At 46.5% G+C, this 14585-nt stretch carries 15 protein-coding genes; 2 read left to right on the top strand and 13 right to left on the bottom strand.

Features of this window, described 5'->3' with window-relative positions; all coding sequences use genetic code 11:
• The 7 genes from ACYQ2M_RS18535 to ACYQ2M_RS18505 all read right to left on the bottom strand — a co-directional run.
• Window positions 1-224: hypothetical protein (locus ACYQ2M_RS18535; protein WP_459917867.1), on the bottom strand; the 224-nt coding region annotated here is incomplete at its 3' end.
• A gap of 92 nt (window positions 225-316) precedes the next feature.
• Window positions 317-592, bottom strand: a complete 276-nt coding sequence (locus tag ACYQ2M_RS18530) for a PqqD family peptide modification chaperone (protein ID WP_459917866.1) — start codon at window positions 590-592, stop codon at window positions 317-319.
• Window positions 593-749: 157 nt separating this feature from the next.
• Window positions 750-938 carry a hypothetical protein gene (locus ACYQ2M_RS18525; protein WP_459917865.1) on the bottom strand — a complete coding sequence of 63 codons (189 nt, stop codon included), beginning with the start codon at window positions 936-938 and terminating at the stop codon, window positions 750-752.
• Between the two features lie 45 nt (window positions 939-983).
• The gene (scmF, locus tag ACYQ2M_RS18520; protein WP_459917864.1) at window positions 984-2117 is read right to left on the bottom strand and encodes a SynChlorMet cassette radical SAM/SPASM protein ScmF; all 1134 of its coding nucleotides are present in this window, start codon (window positions 2115-2117) and stop codon (window positions 984-986) included.
• Window positions 2107-3216 carry a SynChlorMet cassette radical SAM/SPASM protein ScmE gene (scmE, locus tag ACYQ2M_RS18515; protein ID WP_459917863.1) on the bottom strand — a complete coding sequence of 370 codons (1110 nt, stop codon included), beginning with the start codon at window positions 3214-3216 and terminating at the stop codon, window positions 2107-2109. The genes scmF and scmE overlap by 11 nt, the downstream gene beginning before the upstream one ends.
• A gap of 358 nt (window positions 3217-3574) precedes the next feature.
• A complete protein-coding gene (locus ACYQ2M_RS18510; RefSeq protein ID WP_459917862.1) occupies window positions 3575-5047 on the bottom strand; it encodes a hypothetical protein in 1473 nt (490 codons plus the stop codon).
• Window positions 5011-5649 carry a class I SAM-dependent methyltransferase gene (locus ACYQ2M_RS18505; protein ID WP_459917861.1) on the bottom strand — a complete coding sequence of 213 codons (639 nt, stop codon included), beginning with the start codon at window positions 5647-5649 and terminating at the stop codon, window positions 5011-5013. The genes ACYQ2M_RS18510 and ACYQ2M_RS18505 overlap by 37 nt, the downstream gene beginning before the upstream one ends.
• Before the next feature lie 216 nt (window positions 5650-5865).
• On the opposite strand from ACYQ2M_RS18505, the gene ACYQ2M_RS18500 reads away from it, so the two are divergent.
• Both ACYQ2M_RS18500 and ACYQ2M_RS18495 read left to right on the top strand, forming a co-directional pair.
• Window positions 5866-6861: an integron integrase gene (locus ACYQ2M_RS18500; RefSeq protein ID WP_459917860.1), complete on the top strand. Its 996-nt coding sequence runs from the start codon at window positions 5866-5868 to the stop codon at window positions 6859-6861.
• Window positions 6862-6885: 24 nt separating this feature from the next.
• A complete protein-coding gene (locus tag ACYQ2M_RS18495; RefSeq protein ID WP_459917859.1) occupies window positions 6886-7437 on the top strand; it encodes a DnaJ domain-containing protein in 552 nt (183 codons plus the stop codon).
• Between the two features lie 78 nt (window positions 7438-7515).
• Here ACYQ2M_RS18495 and ACYQ2M_RS18490 read toward each other — a convergent pair whose 3' ends face one another.
• The 6 genes from ACYQ2M_RS18490 to ACYQ2M_RS18465 form a co-directional block, all read right to left on the bottom strand.
• On the bottom strand, window positions 7516-7908 hold the full coding sequence (locus ACYQ2M_RS18490) for a universal stress protein (protein WP_459917858.1): 393 nt from the start codon (window positions 7906-7908) through the stop codon (window positions 7516-7518).
• Window positions 7909-8010: 102 nt separating this feature from the next.
• Window positions 8011-8817, bottom strand: coding sequence for an ABC transporter ATP-binding protein (locus ACYQ2M_RS18485; protein ID WP_459917857.1), 807 nt, complete (start codon window positions 8815-8817; stop codon window positions 8011-8013).
• Between the two features lie 242 nt (window positions 8818-9059).
• Window positions 9060-10283 carry an ABC transporter substrate-binding protein gene (locus ACYQ2M_RS18480; RefSeq protein ID WP_459917856.1) on the bottom strand — a complete coding sequence of 408 codons (1224 nt, stop codon included), beginning with the start codon at window positions 10281-10283 and terminating at the stop codon, window positions 9060-9062.
• 279 nt (window positions 10284-10562) lie between these two features.
• A complete protein-coding gene (locus ACYQ2M_RS18475; RefSeq protein ID WP_459917855.1) occupies window positions 10563-11657 on the bottom strand; it encodes a branched-chain amino acid ABC transporter permease in 1095 nt (364 codons plus the stop codon).
• Window positions 11658-11660: 3 nt separating this feature from the next.
• Window positions 11661-12554, bottom strand: coding sequence for a branched-chain amino acid ABC transporter permease (locus ACYQ2M_RS18470; protein WP_459917854.1), 894 nt, complete (start codon window positions 12552-12554; stop codon window positions 11661-11663).
• A gap of 105 nt (window positions 12555-12659) precedes the next feature.
• The gene (locus ACYQ2M_RS18465; protein ID WP_459917853.1) at window positions 12660-14585 is read right to left on the bottom strand and encodes an AMP-binding protein; all 1926 of its coding nucleotides are present in this window, start codon (window positions 14583-14585) and stop codon (window positions 12660-12662) included.

Below are 14585 nucleotides of genomic sequence, written 5' to 3'. Positions count from 1 at the left end.
AACGGGGAGCTGAGGGGCTGGGCGGCATAAACCCAAAGCTTTTTGGAGTAACTGAGTACTTTCTTTCCATAAACCGAATGTGTTAAAAACGGAGCAGACCGTCCGGACCCTTCCAGCGTTTTGTTAGCGGAATCATTATGGTGGAACTTGTGATATTCAATTAAACTGCGCGCTCTCCCTTTCGAAAAAACATTTATCACATCATACGCAGGATGAATGATCATAAATATCCACCCACTTCAAATTCCTCTCTTGCCAAATCCCAGTCAGAAGGAATGTCAATGGTTGTTTGTTCGCTAAGCTTTCGCTTCCGAAATCATTCTGCCAAATAGCCTATTTCCCAAAGATCTTCGATAAAAGCACTGATAAATTGCGTAGGATTCTCCGGTATATCATTGCAAACGGCTTTTAATTTATCTTCAATGTCCGGAACACTATGTTCTCCATCCAGGTGTTTCCAAATATAGGCACTGACAGGGTTCAAGGCATATACTTTTGCCTGATCTGGGTGGAATAAAATACCCCAGTTATCTTCCTCTTCCCGAAAAACCACATCCTCATTTTTACAGGGTTTTTCAACAAACTTATCCATTTTTGTCACCCCCCTTTCTTGATGCATTTGCAAAAAGCCCCGAAAAGTGTTTTAACATCATCCATACAGAGACAAAAATCCTGTCATTTCAACCAGTTCTGGATGCCTACCTTCGCAGACACAGCACAATTTCCGACTTTTTACGAGACCGTCTTGCTTAATATACCAACCCCATGCCCATCTGGCATCTCAACCCGGGGCCACCAGCACCATGACCATTCCGGCATTCATAATCATAACTATCTGATATTAAATGTGAGGGGTGATTACCATCAATATCAATCAATCCTGGCGTTTCCCATTCAAGCGTTAGTTCTCCAGAATTTTTTCTTTCATGTTCAGCCACAGCATCCTCCTTTTAATAATAATGAGTTAAAGAAATATACATCTGTCAATTCGTATTTAAACGTTTTTTTGGAAACACCCCTTTTTTATAGGCTTCTTCACAAAACCAAAATGAACTGAAAAAATCTTTTGTCGTAAAATAATTTTGGGCAATACAACTACCCATGCATAGGGATTTCATCAGGCAATTAGAACATACGCCCTTCAGTTTATCGGGCAAACCAAATCTAATCTGGTTTAATAGTTTGGCTTCCCTCCAAACTTTAGCTAAATCATCTTCCGCTGCATGGCCAAAAATCAATTCCTCCACAGTTTGGCCGATTCCGCAAGGTGCATAAGAGCCATCCGACAGGACACCTATAACATTTAGGATGCCGCACCTTCCACATCCAGAACTGCTTTTCCCGAAAGATCTCCCCAGAGGACGAAAGGCCATTGGATAATCATAAAAGACTGGAATAGAGAAATTGGGAGAAAGTTCATTTTCTACCCATACACCGAGTTCTAAAATTTCATTAACAGATAGGGCACTCCCACTTTCGAATAATTCTTGCCCCCTACCTACAGGTTGAAGGATATTGAATTTTACCGAACAAGCTCCGATTTTTTCAGAGAGACGGACAATACGATCCAGTTGTTCTTTATTGGATTGGAATATAGTTGCAACGATCTGAGGGGAAATACCTTCATTGACAAGATTTTCAACTCCGTTTAAGCTTAAGTCAAAGCATCCTGGAACCTGCCGAATTTTTTCATGGGTTTTTGCATCTGCTCCGTCCAAACTCACAGCAACCATAGTATTGAAGGAACAATTTTTGATTTTCCTAGATATCTCTTTTGTGCATAGAGTGCCATTGGTCTCCAAAGAAAGGTAATATTGCTTTTCTCTTATCGCTTCCAAAATATCCAATATTCGAGGATGAGAGAGTGGTTCACCGCCTGTTAATTTAATGGAGTCTACCTGCAGGGATGATGACTGTTCCAGAATAGAAACAAACAAGTCGTAATCTAAAAAAGGAGATCCATTTTTCCAAGTTTTTTTCCCTGGCTCAATCCAGCAATGGCGACATTTTAGATTACAATAATCAGCTAAATGAAAATATATCTTATTTAATGGATATGTTTTATAAAAACTATCCCCCTGTTCAAGCCTTGTTTGACTGAGATCATTAGTATACATTGTTCGGCAGTCGACCCCCATTCTCTAGAAAATATCTTAGACAGCTTTCTTGATCAGGGACATAGGGATCGCCGCAGTACGATAATGCCAAAGCCGGGCAACTTCCTTTACAATTATAAATATAATTGCAGTCCCTACAGTACTCAAATTCCGTTAACGGAATTTTCTTTCTGGAGCGTAACCTCTTAAGTGATGCGTGATGCTTCCAAATATTTTTTAGATCTCTATCATTGATTTTTCCCAATTCGATATTATCCAACAAAAGGCATGGAACAATTACGCCGTCGGATCGCACGTCTATTTTATTAAACACCCCATTGCATGCACTTAAAAAACCACCTTCAGGCAGTAGAACTTGTTTCTTCGATTCAACAAACAACATATCTTTCCATTTTATTACCTGTGCCAACGGTCCGGCAGAAGCTTGAATTCGATCATTGTATTTTCCTTTCAGTTTTAATAATGATGCCATTACCGTTGATTTTTCATCAATTGATAATTGGATATCATTAGAGAATGTTTTACACAATCCGAAATAAGACGCTTCATTTATCGAAAAATACGGTAGTTTCAATTCTTCTAACAATAAATAGCTGATCTGAGGTAAATCGTTCATATTATACTTATGTATGGTGACCCTAGCTGTAACCGGGACTTTATTCTGAATCAAATAGCTCAATCCTCTAAGTGCCTTTTGAAAGCTACCTTTCCCCCTGCATGCCTCATGAGTTTCGGACAATGAACCATCTATGGAAACCTGTATAATATCACACCGATTTGTTGTTGCGATAAATTGAGCATCTTTTTCATCAATTAGGGTGCCGTTGGTTAAAATAGAATACCTCATGTTATGCTCAACAATGCTTGCAATCAACTTCCTGATATCTTGTCTGACAAACGGTTCTCCTCCCTGAAGGATTACATTGCGAACCCGACATTCCTCTAACTCCTGAAAAAATTCAGTCCATTTATCTGTGCAAAGATCTTCTTTGTTAGAGGTCGCATCATCCAGATTAAAATGCGAGCAATACTGACATTTCAAATTACACTTATGGGTGATGGAAAGCCCAATTGTTAGGGGAGAACTTAAAACTTTCATATTTCCTCTTTAAACGCTTATACCGGTACATGGTAACATTGTTATCACCGCCAGTTAAGGGCCAACTCAACATTTTTTCCCGGGCTTGTAAGTATGCTCAGGAAGAAGTAGAAATTCAGGGGGTTGAATTTAATATTTCAATCCGGCTTCATGACGTCCCTTATGAACGCCGCTTTTTGCATAAACATCAAATGACAAAATCATAGCAAGAACGAAAATAAAAATTAAGAACCCGATGCATCTTTGTCTCTCTATAGGTTTTCCCGCTAACGATCAAGGTCACTTGCTCCGCCACTAAACCTTGCAGCGTCAGCGCCTCCGACGTTCACGGCGTCAAGTGAACCGCCTGGTTCGGTGCTCACTCCATATTTGTTATTACGCTTTCAAACTTCCAGGGGCAAACCCCTGAAATCCCTTCAGACAAATAGTTTGACTGAGTCAAAGAAAAGATGTCAGCCATGTTCGATATTTGCTCTTCAACCGCATCTCGTTCGGTGTTTGACAAGGACTCCCACCACGTAGGTGAAGCTGCAAAGTTTTCGCAATTGGAAACGACAAGCCTAAACAAAAAATCTTCTATAGCGGTGTTTTCATAGACTCTTGTGGCTAGTGACTTAATAAATTCATTACATGCCAAAGAACTTGTTTCATGCCATGCGAACAAGAACCCCCAGCCATATTCCATTTTAGCTGAACAGAATGTTAATAAGTTCAGTTCATTAGTTGTATTACTGAGATCCTGTAAAGATCTGCCCATGAAATCGAAATCTGGATAAAACAGCCCTGAAAATACGAGACATGGATTTTCTGATGATATGAATAAAGCATACCTTATTTGATGATAGTTCTCGTTTTTCAACATTAAGTCATATTTTTGTTTTTCTATTCTCAGGTTATCCAAACCAAACTTTGTCCCAACAGTCATACCCTCAAACAATTTCACTAAAGCATGATTAAGTGTTTGTTTTTCTATTTGGCTTTGCATTAGGTTGTATGAATTTTCTTTAACAAATAGCTCTCTACAAATAGAACGGTAGGCATACAAGACGACCTGCTCATCGGTAGGAATTAATGGATTGTTGTCTATTAATTCGAAAAGAGCATTGTCGTGAAAACCACAAAAGCCAAAGAAAGTAGATACTTGTTTTGTAATTCCTTGCTTTTTAAGAATTGCTCTCCCACCATGGGATTTTAAATCTGAAAGGTCTTTTGAAATAGCATAAACCTTTCCATTAACCTGAATTGAGGAAAGGCACCCATTTTTTTGGATAGAATGAGCATTAATTACGCCATTGCAGTCGCTACCAGCATCAAAATGAAGGCATCTTTTGGAATTTTTTAATTTTTTCTGACCATTTAAATATTTATTGGTATTAAAACGGTGCGAGGCTGATTGAGTAATTGGCCCTATTGTAGACTTGCCATCTCTCGCCCATGCTGTGTAAAAAATTGATATACCGTCGAGTTGTGCTTTTCGAAATTGCTCTAGTCCAATGTCTTTTTGAGCAAAATCATCTTCACAAACTTCCGTTGGGTATATTTCTGTTTCTACTATAGTCCAGTCAAATTTTGAGATAAAAAAACAGCATTTCCAAAAAGCAGTTTGTGGATTTTTCTCTTTTATCCAGCAGGCAGCATATGCCCCTTCAACATCACCAACATGAAGATTTTCTGGGGTTGGCAAGACCTTAAATTTAAGAAAGAATGTGGTCACTATTTTATACACCGAACGACTAGCGTAACCGGTTGCTTTTGGAGCGCTAGCGGAAAAAGCAATCCGCGTTGACGCATTGGTTAGCCAGTTTTCGAAAGCTGAAATATGTTGGCACAACTTGAAACCTGCTGAAATTGCATCTTGAACCCAGCACCTTCAATAACTTCCAGCATTTCCTCTGCGACCCAATAGTGCTCGGTATCATCCCAAGTGTCGCGCCAAGTCTCTGCAGCAGCGTCCCTCGCAGCTGCGCTCGGGAAAGCGATATCTGCGATCAGGATGCGACCTCCAGGTTTTAAGTATTTTTCTGCCACGCGGCTGATAAGCCTTACCTTATTGATCATGTCGAACTCATGCAGAACGTACGCTGAGACAACAAGATCGAACGTGGTGGGTAGCGTTTGAGGCCATTCGCCCAGCAGGTCTGCATAAACAAGGTTAATTTCAGGAAACTTGACGCGGGCCTTTTCTAACATTGCTTCTGAAAAATCGACGCCCCAAACAGTGCAACCCTGGCTTGCAAAGCGCTCGGCCAGATTGCCTGTTCCCGTCCCCAAATCCAACACCATCGACCCGGGACGGGGCTTTGCTAACGTCACCACAGCAGACAGAGCATCATCGTATCCGTCAAAGGGGTATTGCCCTGTTGAGCTTGACACGGCCTCGTCGTATTGAACCGCCCAATTATCGAATAACTCTTTTCGCGCTTGATCAATCAACTCTATCTATCCCTGTTCATAAATTTTTCTGGCCTAAATGCGGCAGCAACTCCAAGGCTAAAGTTTTAATAAGTGGAAATTTTCCATGCTATTGACTGTAATAGATACCATGATTTTCCACTTATTACGATATTAAACTCCTAACAAAGAAAACTTTTCCACTTATGATATTTTAAGTTCCATTTTTCTACTTATTATGATACCATCATCTTTAACATGGAAAGTCAACCGAAATTCCACCCCAATCCCAAATTTAAATTAATAGATCAGGTCCGCGAGGTACTGAGATACCATCACTACGCTTATCGGACGGAACAGACCTATTGCCAATGGATATTGCGGTATATCCGCTTTTTCGGTGGAAACGTCCATCCACGGGATCTCGCGGCCCATCATGTGGAACGTTTTCTCTCAGACCTGGTGGTGAAGGGAGAGGTTTCCGCGTCCACCCAGCGACAGGCCCTCAATGCCATTGTCTTCCTTTACCGTGAAGTGCTGGATCTCCCGCTGGAAGGAAAAATCCTACCCATTCGTTCCAGAAAAAGACCTATGTTACCCACTGTCCTTGGCAAAAAAAAGATTCAGGCCTTTTTTCAGCACATTGAGGGAACCCATGCGTTGATGGCAAAAATCCTGTATGGCTCAGGCTTGCGGCTCATGGAGTGCGTAAGGTTACGTATCAAGGATATTGATTTTGACCAAAAACGGATTCATGTACTGGGAAAGGGGGACAAGTGGCGAAGCACCATATTGCCCCAACCGATTATCCGTGAACTCAAATACCATATTGAACAGGTAAAGGCATTGCACCACCGGGATCTTGAAGAAGGATTCGGAGAGGTATACATTCCCGCAGCCCTGGGCCGAAAATATAAAAATGCCTCCATGGAGACCCAATGGCAATATGTGTTTCCATCAAAAAAGCGCTCCATTGATCCCCGGCAGGGGGTTGAACGACGACATCACGTTCTGGAATCGGGACTGCAAAAGGCAGTAAAGAGAGCGGCCAACAGAGCAGGCATTGACAAAAGGGTCACCTGCCATACCTTACGACACAGCTTTGCCACCACCATGCTGGAAAATGGTATCAATATAAGAGTGCTGCAGGAACTCATGGGGCATGCAGATGTCAAAACCACGGAACGTTACACCCATGTCATGGACAAAGACATCTCCCGCATCACAAGCCCCCTTGAAGATCTGGGCATGTAACCTTTGGAGAGGATATTCCCGCCAATGAGTCAGCTGTCAAAATTTTTCATCACCCTGGCGGTGATCATCTATGTCATTAGTCCCATAGATCTCATCCCCGATTTTATGGTTCCCTTTCTTGGATGGATTGATGATACCGTTCTCATCTCCATGCTGATTTATTTTCTCAGAACCGGAAAATTTCCCGGCATTTTTTCCAAAAAAGGCGCCTCCCGGTACGGGGCTGGCAGGTCCCAGAACTACCAGAGTGCCAGCAATTCCCAGAGCACCGGCAGGTCCCAGGGTAACGGGAAAAATAGCCAACAGGAGACTTTTTCCGGTAGCCGCAACCAGAAAGCACGGCAGGAAGACAGCTCCGAAAACAAACCCCGTCAAACCAAATCCCCCCATGAAATTCTGGGGGTCTCCCCGGAAGCCCCCCAGGAGGAAATCCGGACAGCTTACCTGAATCTTGCCAAGCAATACCACCCCGACCGGGTATCCCATCTGGGTGAAGAATTTCAGGCGCTGGCAGAAAAACGGTTCAAGGAAATTCAACAGGCCTACGCAACCCTTTCCACCGACACTTCCCATTAAAAAACAAAAGGCCTGACCCCACCCCGAAATCATCGGTGGTGCGATCAAGCCCCATGGATCAATGATAAGCCCTGTAGATCAATTAATGGTGGTCACAGGGCAATGTGCCTTTAATATTACATACCGTGCCGTGGACCCCATGATCAGTTTCTGGGCCCTTGATTTTTTCTTGATTCCCAGAAAAATATGATCCATGTGGTGCTCTTTTGCAAATTCAACAATATCCTCACCTGGAGAAAATCCCCGGACACTCTGCTCTGCAATACAGGTCAGATGGGCGGCTTCCATAAATTCCCTGGCAAATTTCAGATCAGCGTCCGCCTTCTGCACATCGGCCAGTTTTTCCTTGGGTCCGCCTTCCATTGAGGTGATAACATACACCTCGGCATCGCGCAGCAGGGCATAATCCCTGGCAAGCGCCAGTGCACGAATCCCCACATCTCCTCCATTGTATCCGACCATTATTTTCATGGACATCTCCCTGAAATAACAGATTCAAATCAAAATCACACGTAAATATTCGGGTAGCACAATTCCATCCCAAACACATCCATCCGTGAAAGCATATAAATATCACATCCACCGTTTACGACGTTTATAGGATTTCACATTCTTAAAGGATTTCCGGCCTCCGCCCTGGGTGATGCCCATGTAAAATTCCCGGACATCGGGATTGTCCTGAAGGGTTTCTGATGCCCCTTCCAGAACAATACGTCCCGATTCCATGATATAGGCATAATCGGAAATCCCAAGGGCAATGCGGGCATTCTGCTCCACCACCAGGATGGTGGTACCCATTTCCCGGTTAATCTTCAGGATATTTTCAAATATCTCCTTTACCAGCAGGGGGGCCAGCCCCAGGGAAGGTTCATCCAGCATGAGCATGGTGGGGGCAGCCATTAAAGCCCGGGCAATGGCGATCATCTGCTGCTCGCCCCCGGAGCTGTACCCGGCCATGCGGTTGGTGATATTGGACAGCCGGGGAAAATGCCGGTACATCAGTTCATTGTCTTTACGGATATTGTCGGCACCGTCCCGGCGGGTGATGGAGCCCACACGGATATTCTCATTCACCGTCAAATGCTTGAACACCCGACGTCCTTCTGGAACCATGACGGCCCCGCGTTTAACAATGTCCGTACCGTTCAGGGCCGTGATGTCATCACCATTAAAATGAATCACCCCTTCCCGGATGGCCCCGTTCTCCGGTTTTAAAAGACCACTGATGGCCCTCAGGGTGGTGGTTTTCCCAGCCCCGTTGGTGCCCAGAAGAGACACAATGCTCCCCTCGGGCACGTTAAGGCTCACCCCTCGCAGCACCTGGATGATGTCATTGTACACCACCTCAATATTATTGACTTCCAACAATTTATCTTTCATTATCACCAACTTTTTGACGTTAGGCTGTTTAATGCCTTCCAGGCACTGCAAAGTAAAAACCTGCCTTGGTCACAACATAGACCACTCTGGGGAGGGGTCAGGCTTGCGTTATTGGCATTATCGTTGGTTTCGGCATTTGCACAGGCTATGGCCGATAACGCCAATAACACAAGCCTGACCCCGTTGATCCAACAATGATGACAAGTGGTCCATCTTATGACCAGCCCTGAAAACGTAAGGAGTTATTGTATCTTTTTCATGTACTTGGAAGTGATGGGCTCTCCCACCTTTCTAAAGACACCGTCCTTTACACAGTAGATCTGAAGCATATCCACCCCGGCGTGGTCTGTCTTGGAATAGGTCACCGGCCCCACCGTGGTATAGGGGAAATAGGCATTGTCACCGTTCATGGCATTGAGTTCGTTGTAAAGATTCTCCCGGTTGATCTCAAGCCCCTTTTCCTTTGCCCGGCGAATGACTTCCGTTGCCACCTGTGCCACCATGATGCCATTGGCATAATTATGGGAGTTGGCGGCTTTCTCGTCCCGGTTGTACATTTTGGCCAGGGCCAGCTGCTTTGTGGTACCTTCGTTTTGCTCCGAGGTAATATTGTAGGAGGTAGTCCAGTAAAAATTTTCTGCCGCCGTACCGGCCAGGTCAATGAGATCATTACCACCGGTGTAATGGGCACCCATGAAGGTGATTTTACCTTCCTGCCCAAAGGTCTGTGCCACCATGCTCAATCGGCTTGCATCTTTAATCATGGCCGCCACCGGCGACTGCACCGTATGACAGATCACATACTGCACGCCCTTGCTCATGAGACGTTTAAGCATGGCGGTACTGTCCAGATCCTTGCCATGTTCCACCACTTCCACAATTTCAATGTTCAATCCGGCGGCAACGGATTTTTGTGCATCTTCCACCGGCCCCCGGCCAAAGGCGGAAGGATGAATAAACATGGCCACCTTGGCTTTGGCGCCTTTATGATGATCGGCAATGTATTCGGCCAGGCTTACCACCTGTTCGGAATAGGAAGCGATGGGCAAAAAGATATAATGGGAATCCGTCAAGTTACCGGCATGGAAGGAGGCGGGAATAACGGCAATTTTTTCCTCCTCAAAATCTTTTTTCAAGCCAAGCGTGCTTCCCGTGGAATAATTGAGATAAAGCACAATGCCGTCATCCAGAAATTCTTCAAAATTTCGTTTGGTCACGGAGGTCTGGTACTGATCATCTCTGATGGTGCATTGAATGGTGTCCTCCCCCAGCACTTTGGTTTGATTTACAAAATTAAAATAATCCTCCACACCCTTGGCATAGGGGTTCCCGGCATCGGAGGTGGGTCCGGTGATGGCAAGGGAAAGACCCAGTTTGTATTCCTTTGCATGGGCCTGGCAGGTGAAGGCCAGAACCACCATCAACATCATCCACATGGCCAGCAATTCTTTTTTTCTGATTTCCATAGTTCTCTCCATTTTCCCTTTTTAAAAAAACTTTTATATGAAATGGCAGCCTCCAAGGCAACCTCAGCAGAGCCCCTCCCCCGATGGGCAATAGGAACCGGACAATCGAGCTGTTTACAGTTCCGGTCCGGGCCCATTGCCCGTCGGGGGAGGGGCGACATAATGCCATTTGGCTCCGCGTCTACGACCCTATCTTCGTTGTGTCCGCCAGGACATGCGGGTTTATATGAAAAGGGTACATTTTCATCATTCATTACATCCCCACCCAACACTGGGCATTCAATATCGAAAGGGCCACTTCTTGGTATAAGACTTAACAATACGCCACCAGTTAGCAATGCCCCGGGGCTCAAACATGAGAAACAAAACAATTACAAGCCCGAAGGTTAATGGCCTCAACGCCGTGGCAAGGTTCATGCTGGAAGGAAGGAATTCTCCTGCAAAGCCAGCAAACCGCTCCACCTGAAGTTCCAGAAATTGAATGGCCACAGGCCCCCAGAATGATCCGTTCAGGGTGCCAAGCCCCCCCACAATGGCCATGGCCAGATAAGAAATGGAATGGTGCAGGGTAAAGGATTCAAACCCCACCCCCCGGTACAGATAGGCATGAAGCGCCCCTGCCAGGCCTGCCATGAATCCGGACAGGGCAAAGGCATACACCTTGGTAAACCCGGGATGCATCCCCATGGCATCAGCAGCCCGATCATTATCCCGCACGGCAACAAGACATCTCCCATACCGTGTCTTCATGAGGTTGCGGATGCCAAACCCGGACATAATAATCACAGTAAGGATCACATAGTACCAGAATTGATAATGGTCGCCTCTGGACACCTTGCCGCCAACCCAGAACACCCGCCCCACGGAAATGGTCTGGCCCTGGTTGAAAAAAGTCATGAAGTTGATGGTCCATTCAAAAATCATCTGGAACGAAAGGGTGGCAATGGCAAGGTACAGATGCTTGAGTCTCAATGCCGGCAGCCCCACCACCGCGCCGAACACGGCCCCCACCCCTCCCCCCAGGAGAATCAAAATCGGCCAGAAATGGGTCACGGCCAGGGTGGTGTCCCCCAGCACCCGGCAGAAAGCGGCAACTGTGTAGGCCCCCACCCCCACAAAGGCGGCATGTCCGATGGAGATAAGCCCGGCAAATCCGGTTACCAGATTAAGCCCCATCACCGCAACAATGGCGATGAGGGTGGAATCCATCACCAGCATGTACTTGTTGCTCAAAGAAAAAAACAGGGGCCAGACAAACAGCAGACCAATGAACACACAGAAAATGGATCGGTCAAGGCTTGTGAAAAAGGTGCGCTGCTCCTGTTTATATGTGGTAAAAAAATTACCCGTGGCCAGCCATTGATTTGATGACATGGATTACACCCTCTCAATTTCATGGATGCCGAACAGTCCATGGGGTTTAAACAGCAGAATAATTAAAAGAATAATATAGGGCATCACTTCCCCGGTACCGCTGAGTCCCCAGTTACCGTCCAGATATCCACCGGCAAACTGCTGGATCAGCCCCATGATGATGCCAGCCACCACGGCCCCCAGGATGGAATCAAGCCCCCCCAGTATCACCACGGGAAAGACCACCACCCCGAAGGCATGGAGGGTGTCAAAGTTCAGGCCCGTAATATTGCCGATGATGCATCCGGCGGCGGCGGCGGACAGACCCGCCGTTGCCCAGGCCAGGCCAAACACATGCTGAACACTGATCCCAACAGACATGGCGGCAAACTGATCGTCGGAAACAGCCCGCATGGAAATCCCCACCGTTGATTTTTTAAAAAACCAGGAAAACCCCGCGATGAGCACCATGGTGACAATCACCCCCACCAGCTGGGTCCAGGAGATGGATACCCCGCCATAACTCAGGGGGGTTGACGGCAGAAACCTGGGAAAAGAAAAATTTTCACTGCCAAAGGGGGTAAGATAAATCAGTCCATCCAGAATGGAGGCAAGACCGATGGTCACCATGATCACCGATATGATGGGCTCTCCGATAAGTCGTCGCAGAAAGACTTTTTCCACACACATGGCCAGAAAAAAGGTCACGGCCATGCTGATGATAAAAGAGAAAAAAATGGGAATCTCCGCCCACACGGTGAGGGCATAGGCCACAAAAGCCCCGGCGGCAATGAGCTGGCCATGGGCAAAATTGGCCACTCGGCTGGATTTATACACAAGCACCAGCCCCAGAGCGGCAAGGGCATAAATGGAGCCCACCACAATACCACTGACCACTATCTGCAAAAAATAACTCATCTAACCTCCTCGTCAGTCATAAATTCTCCCATTTGCAACCATACATATGGTCATTGAATTTTCTAAACAGCAAATAAAGTATAAAGAATGAGAATTTACGACGTATTAAAGCGCCTCCAGGGTATAAAAGGCGATCTTTGTTTTAACGGTGGCGGACTGCCCATCCTGATACTGAAAAAAGGCCTCAACCTCTTTTTCGCTGCAGGTTTCGTCGTAAAGCCCGTCATAGAGATCCTGGTATTTATCCCGGACAAACTGCCTTCGGATCTTTCCGGTCTTGGTCAGTTCGCCGTCGTCCACATCCAGTAATTTATACAGGAGGGCAAAGCGTCGGATACGGAAATGGGATTTTTCCGCATTTTCATTCACCCGTCGTATCTCTTCCTGCACCAGACGGGCAACCTCTGGATGGGCAGACAGCCCCATGTAGGTGGTATAGGAAATACCCCGGTCCTCGGCCCATTTTCCCACCACAATGGGATCAATGTTGATCAGCGCCGCCACATAATCCATCTGATTCCCATAGATCACCGCCTCTTTAATGTAAGGGCTGAATTTCAGCTTGTTTTCAAGAAACATGGGGCTGAACATCTCATCTTTGTTGTTGTGCATCACATCAGATATGCGATCGATGACCACAAGATGCCCCCGGTCATCAATATACCCGGCATCCCCGGAATGAAGCCACCCGCCTTCAAGGAGTTCTTCACTCTTTTCCGGCAGATCAAAATACCCCGGAGACACAGACAGAGAACGGGAAAGGATTTCCCCGGTTTCGGAGATTTTACATTCAGTACCGGGCAGCGGCATCCCCACGGTGTCCGGACGCACATCCCCATCCCGATGCATGTAGGCAATGCCTGTGATTTCCGTCTGACCATAAATCTGCTTTAAATTCACACCGATGGCCTGGTAAAAGGTGAAAAGCTCCGGGCCCAGGGCCGCTCCACCGGTGTAGGCCCTGCGCAATCTTAAAAAACCGATCTGGTTGATCAGGGGCCGAAAGATGATCTGCTTTCCCAGCCATGCCTTTATTTTTAATCCCAGGGGCATGGATTGACCCGTCATGCGATAGGTGGCCGCCCTTTCCCCCACCGTTATGAAATAGGTGTACAGGGCTTTATTCAGCCAATAGGACTGGTCAATTTTTAGCCAGATTTCCGATCGAATGGTCTCATAAATCCGGGGAGCCCCGAACATGAAATGGGGGCCGATCTCCTTTAGATCCGCCATGGCGGTCTCAACAGACTCCGGGAAATTAATGGTGATACCGGTGGCCATGGCAATGCCAAAGGAGTTCATCTGCTCGCCGATCCAGGCAAAGGGAAGAAAAGAGACATACTCATCCGTGGGTTCCAGGGGGTCCACCCGGGTGATCTGAACCCCCATGTTGATATAATTTACATGGGTCATGATGGTGCCCTTGGGAAGACCGGTGGTACCGGAGGTAAGGCACAGATGGCAGGGATCATCGGGTCTGCCCTGGTCCACCAGAGACTCAAACAGATCCGAATTTTTTTTGTGCAGGGCCTCACCCCGTTCATACAAAGCCTTGATATCCATGAACCAGGGATCTGTCTGATAGCTTCGCATGCCCCGGGGATCTTCGTAAACCACCTGTTTTACGCCGGGAATCTCATCCCTTATGTCCACCAGTTTATCCACCTGTTCCTGGTTGTCGCAGAACACCACTGAAACCTTAAGGTATGTGAGGATCTGGGCGATTTCCCGGGGCATGCTCGTCTGGTACACACCGGCGGAAACAGCTCCCAGGCTGTGGGCGCCAATGGCCATGAAAAGCAGTTCCGGGATGTTATCGCTGATGATGGCGATGGTGTCGCTCTTCCGGACCCCTAGGGATTTCAGTCCCAGACCCGTTTTTCGCACATGATCGTAATAGGCGTTCCATGTGTAGCAGTTCCAGATCCCGAAATCCTTTTCCCTCAGGGCCACCCGCTCTCCGGATATTTTAACCCGCCACCGCAGCAGTTGGGGAATGGTGAAGGTTAACAGCTCATCGTTGTTTTCCAT

This window comes from Desulfocicer niacini (genome assembly GCF_054657595.1).
The sequence above is the reverse complement of the archived record's forward strand: the minus strand, read 5'-3'. Positions and strand labels throughout refer to the sequence as shown.

Excerpts from the sequence above, each read along its gene's own strand:
- ACYQ2M_RS18470 (WP_459917854.1), bottom strand. The coding sequence starts at position 12,554 with ATGAGTTATTTTTTGCAGATAGTGGTCAGTGGTATTGTGGTGGGCTCC.
- ACYQ2M_RS18490 (WP_459917858.1), bottom strand. The coding sequence starts at position 7,908 with ATGAAAATAATGGTCGGATACAATGGAGGAGATGTGGGGATTCGTGCA.
- ACYQ2M_RS18480 (WP_459917856.1), bottom strand. The coding sequence starts at position 10,283 with ATGGAAATCAGAAAAAAAGAATTGCTGGCCATGTGGATGATGTTGATG.
- ACYQ2M_RS18495 (WP_459917859.1), top strand. The coding sequence starts at position 6,886 with ATGAGTCAGCTGTCAAAATTTTTCATCACCCTGGCGGTGATCATCTAT.
- ACYQ2M_RS18530 (WP_459917866.1), bottom strand. The coding sequence starts at position 592 with ATGGATAAGTTTGTTGAAAAACCCTGTAAAAATGAGGATGTGGTTTTT.
- scmE (WP_459917863.1), bottom strand. The coding sequence starts at position 3,216 with ATGAAAGTTTTAAGTTCTCCCCTAACAATTGGGCTTTCCATCACCCAT.
- ACYQ2M_RS18500 (WP_459917860.1), top strand. The coding sequence starts at position 5,866 with ATGGAAAGTCAACCGAAATTCCACCCCAATCCCAAATTTAAATTAATA.
- ACYQ2M_RS18475 (WP_459917855.1), bottom strand. The coding sequence starts at position 11,657 with ATGTCATCAAATCAATGGCTGGCCACGGGTAATTTTTTTACCACATAT.
- scmF (WP_459917864.1), bottom strand. The coding sequence starts at position 2,117 with ATGTATACTAATGATCTCAGTCAAACAAGGCTTGAACAGGGGGATAGT.
- ACYQ2M_RS18485 (WP_459917857.1), bottom strand. The coding sequence starts at position 8,817 with ATGAAAGATAAATTGTTGGAAGTCAATAATATTGAGGTGGTGTACAAT.
- ACYQ2M_RS18465 (WP_459917853.1), bottom strand. The coding sequence starts at position 14,585 with ATGGAAAACAACGATGAGCTGTTAACCTTCACCATTCCCCAACTGCTG.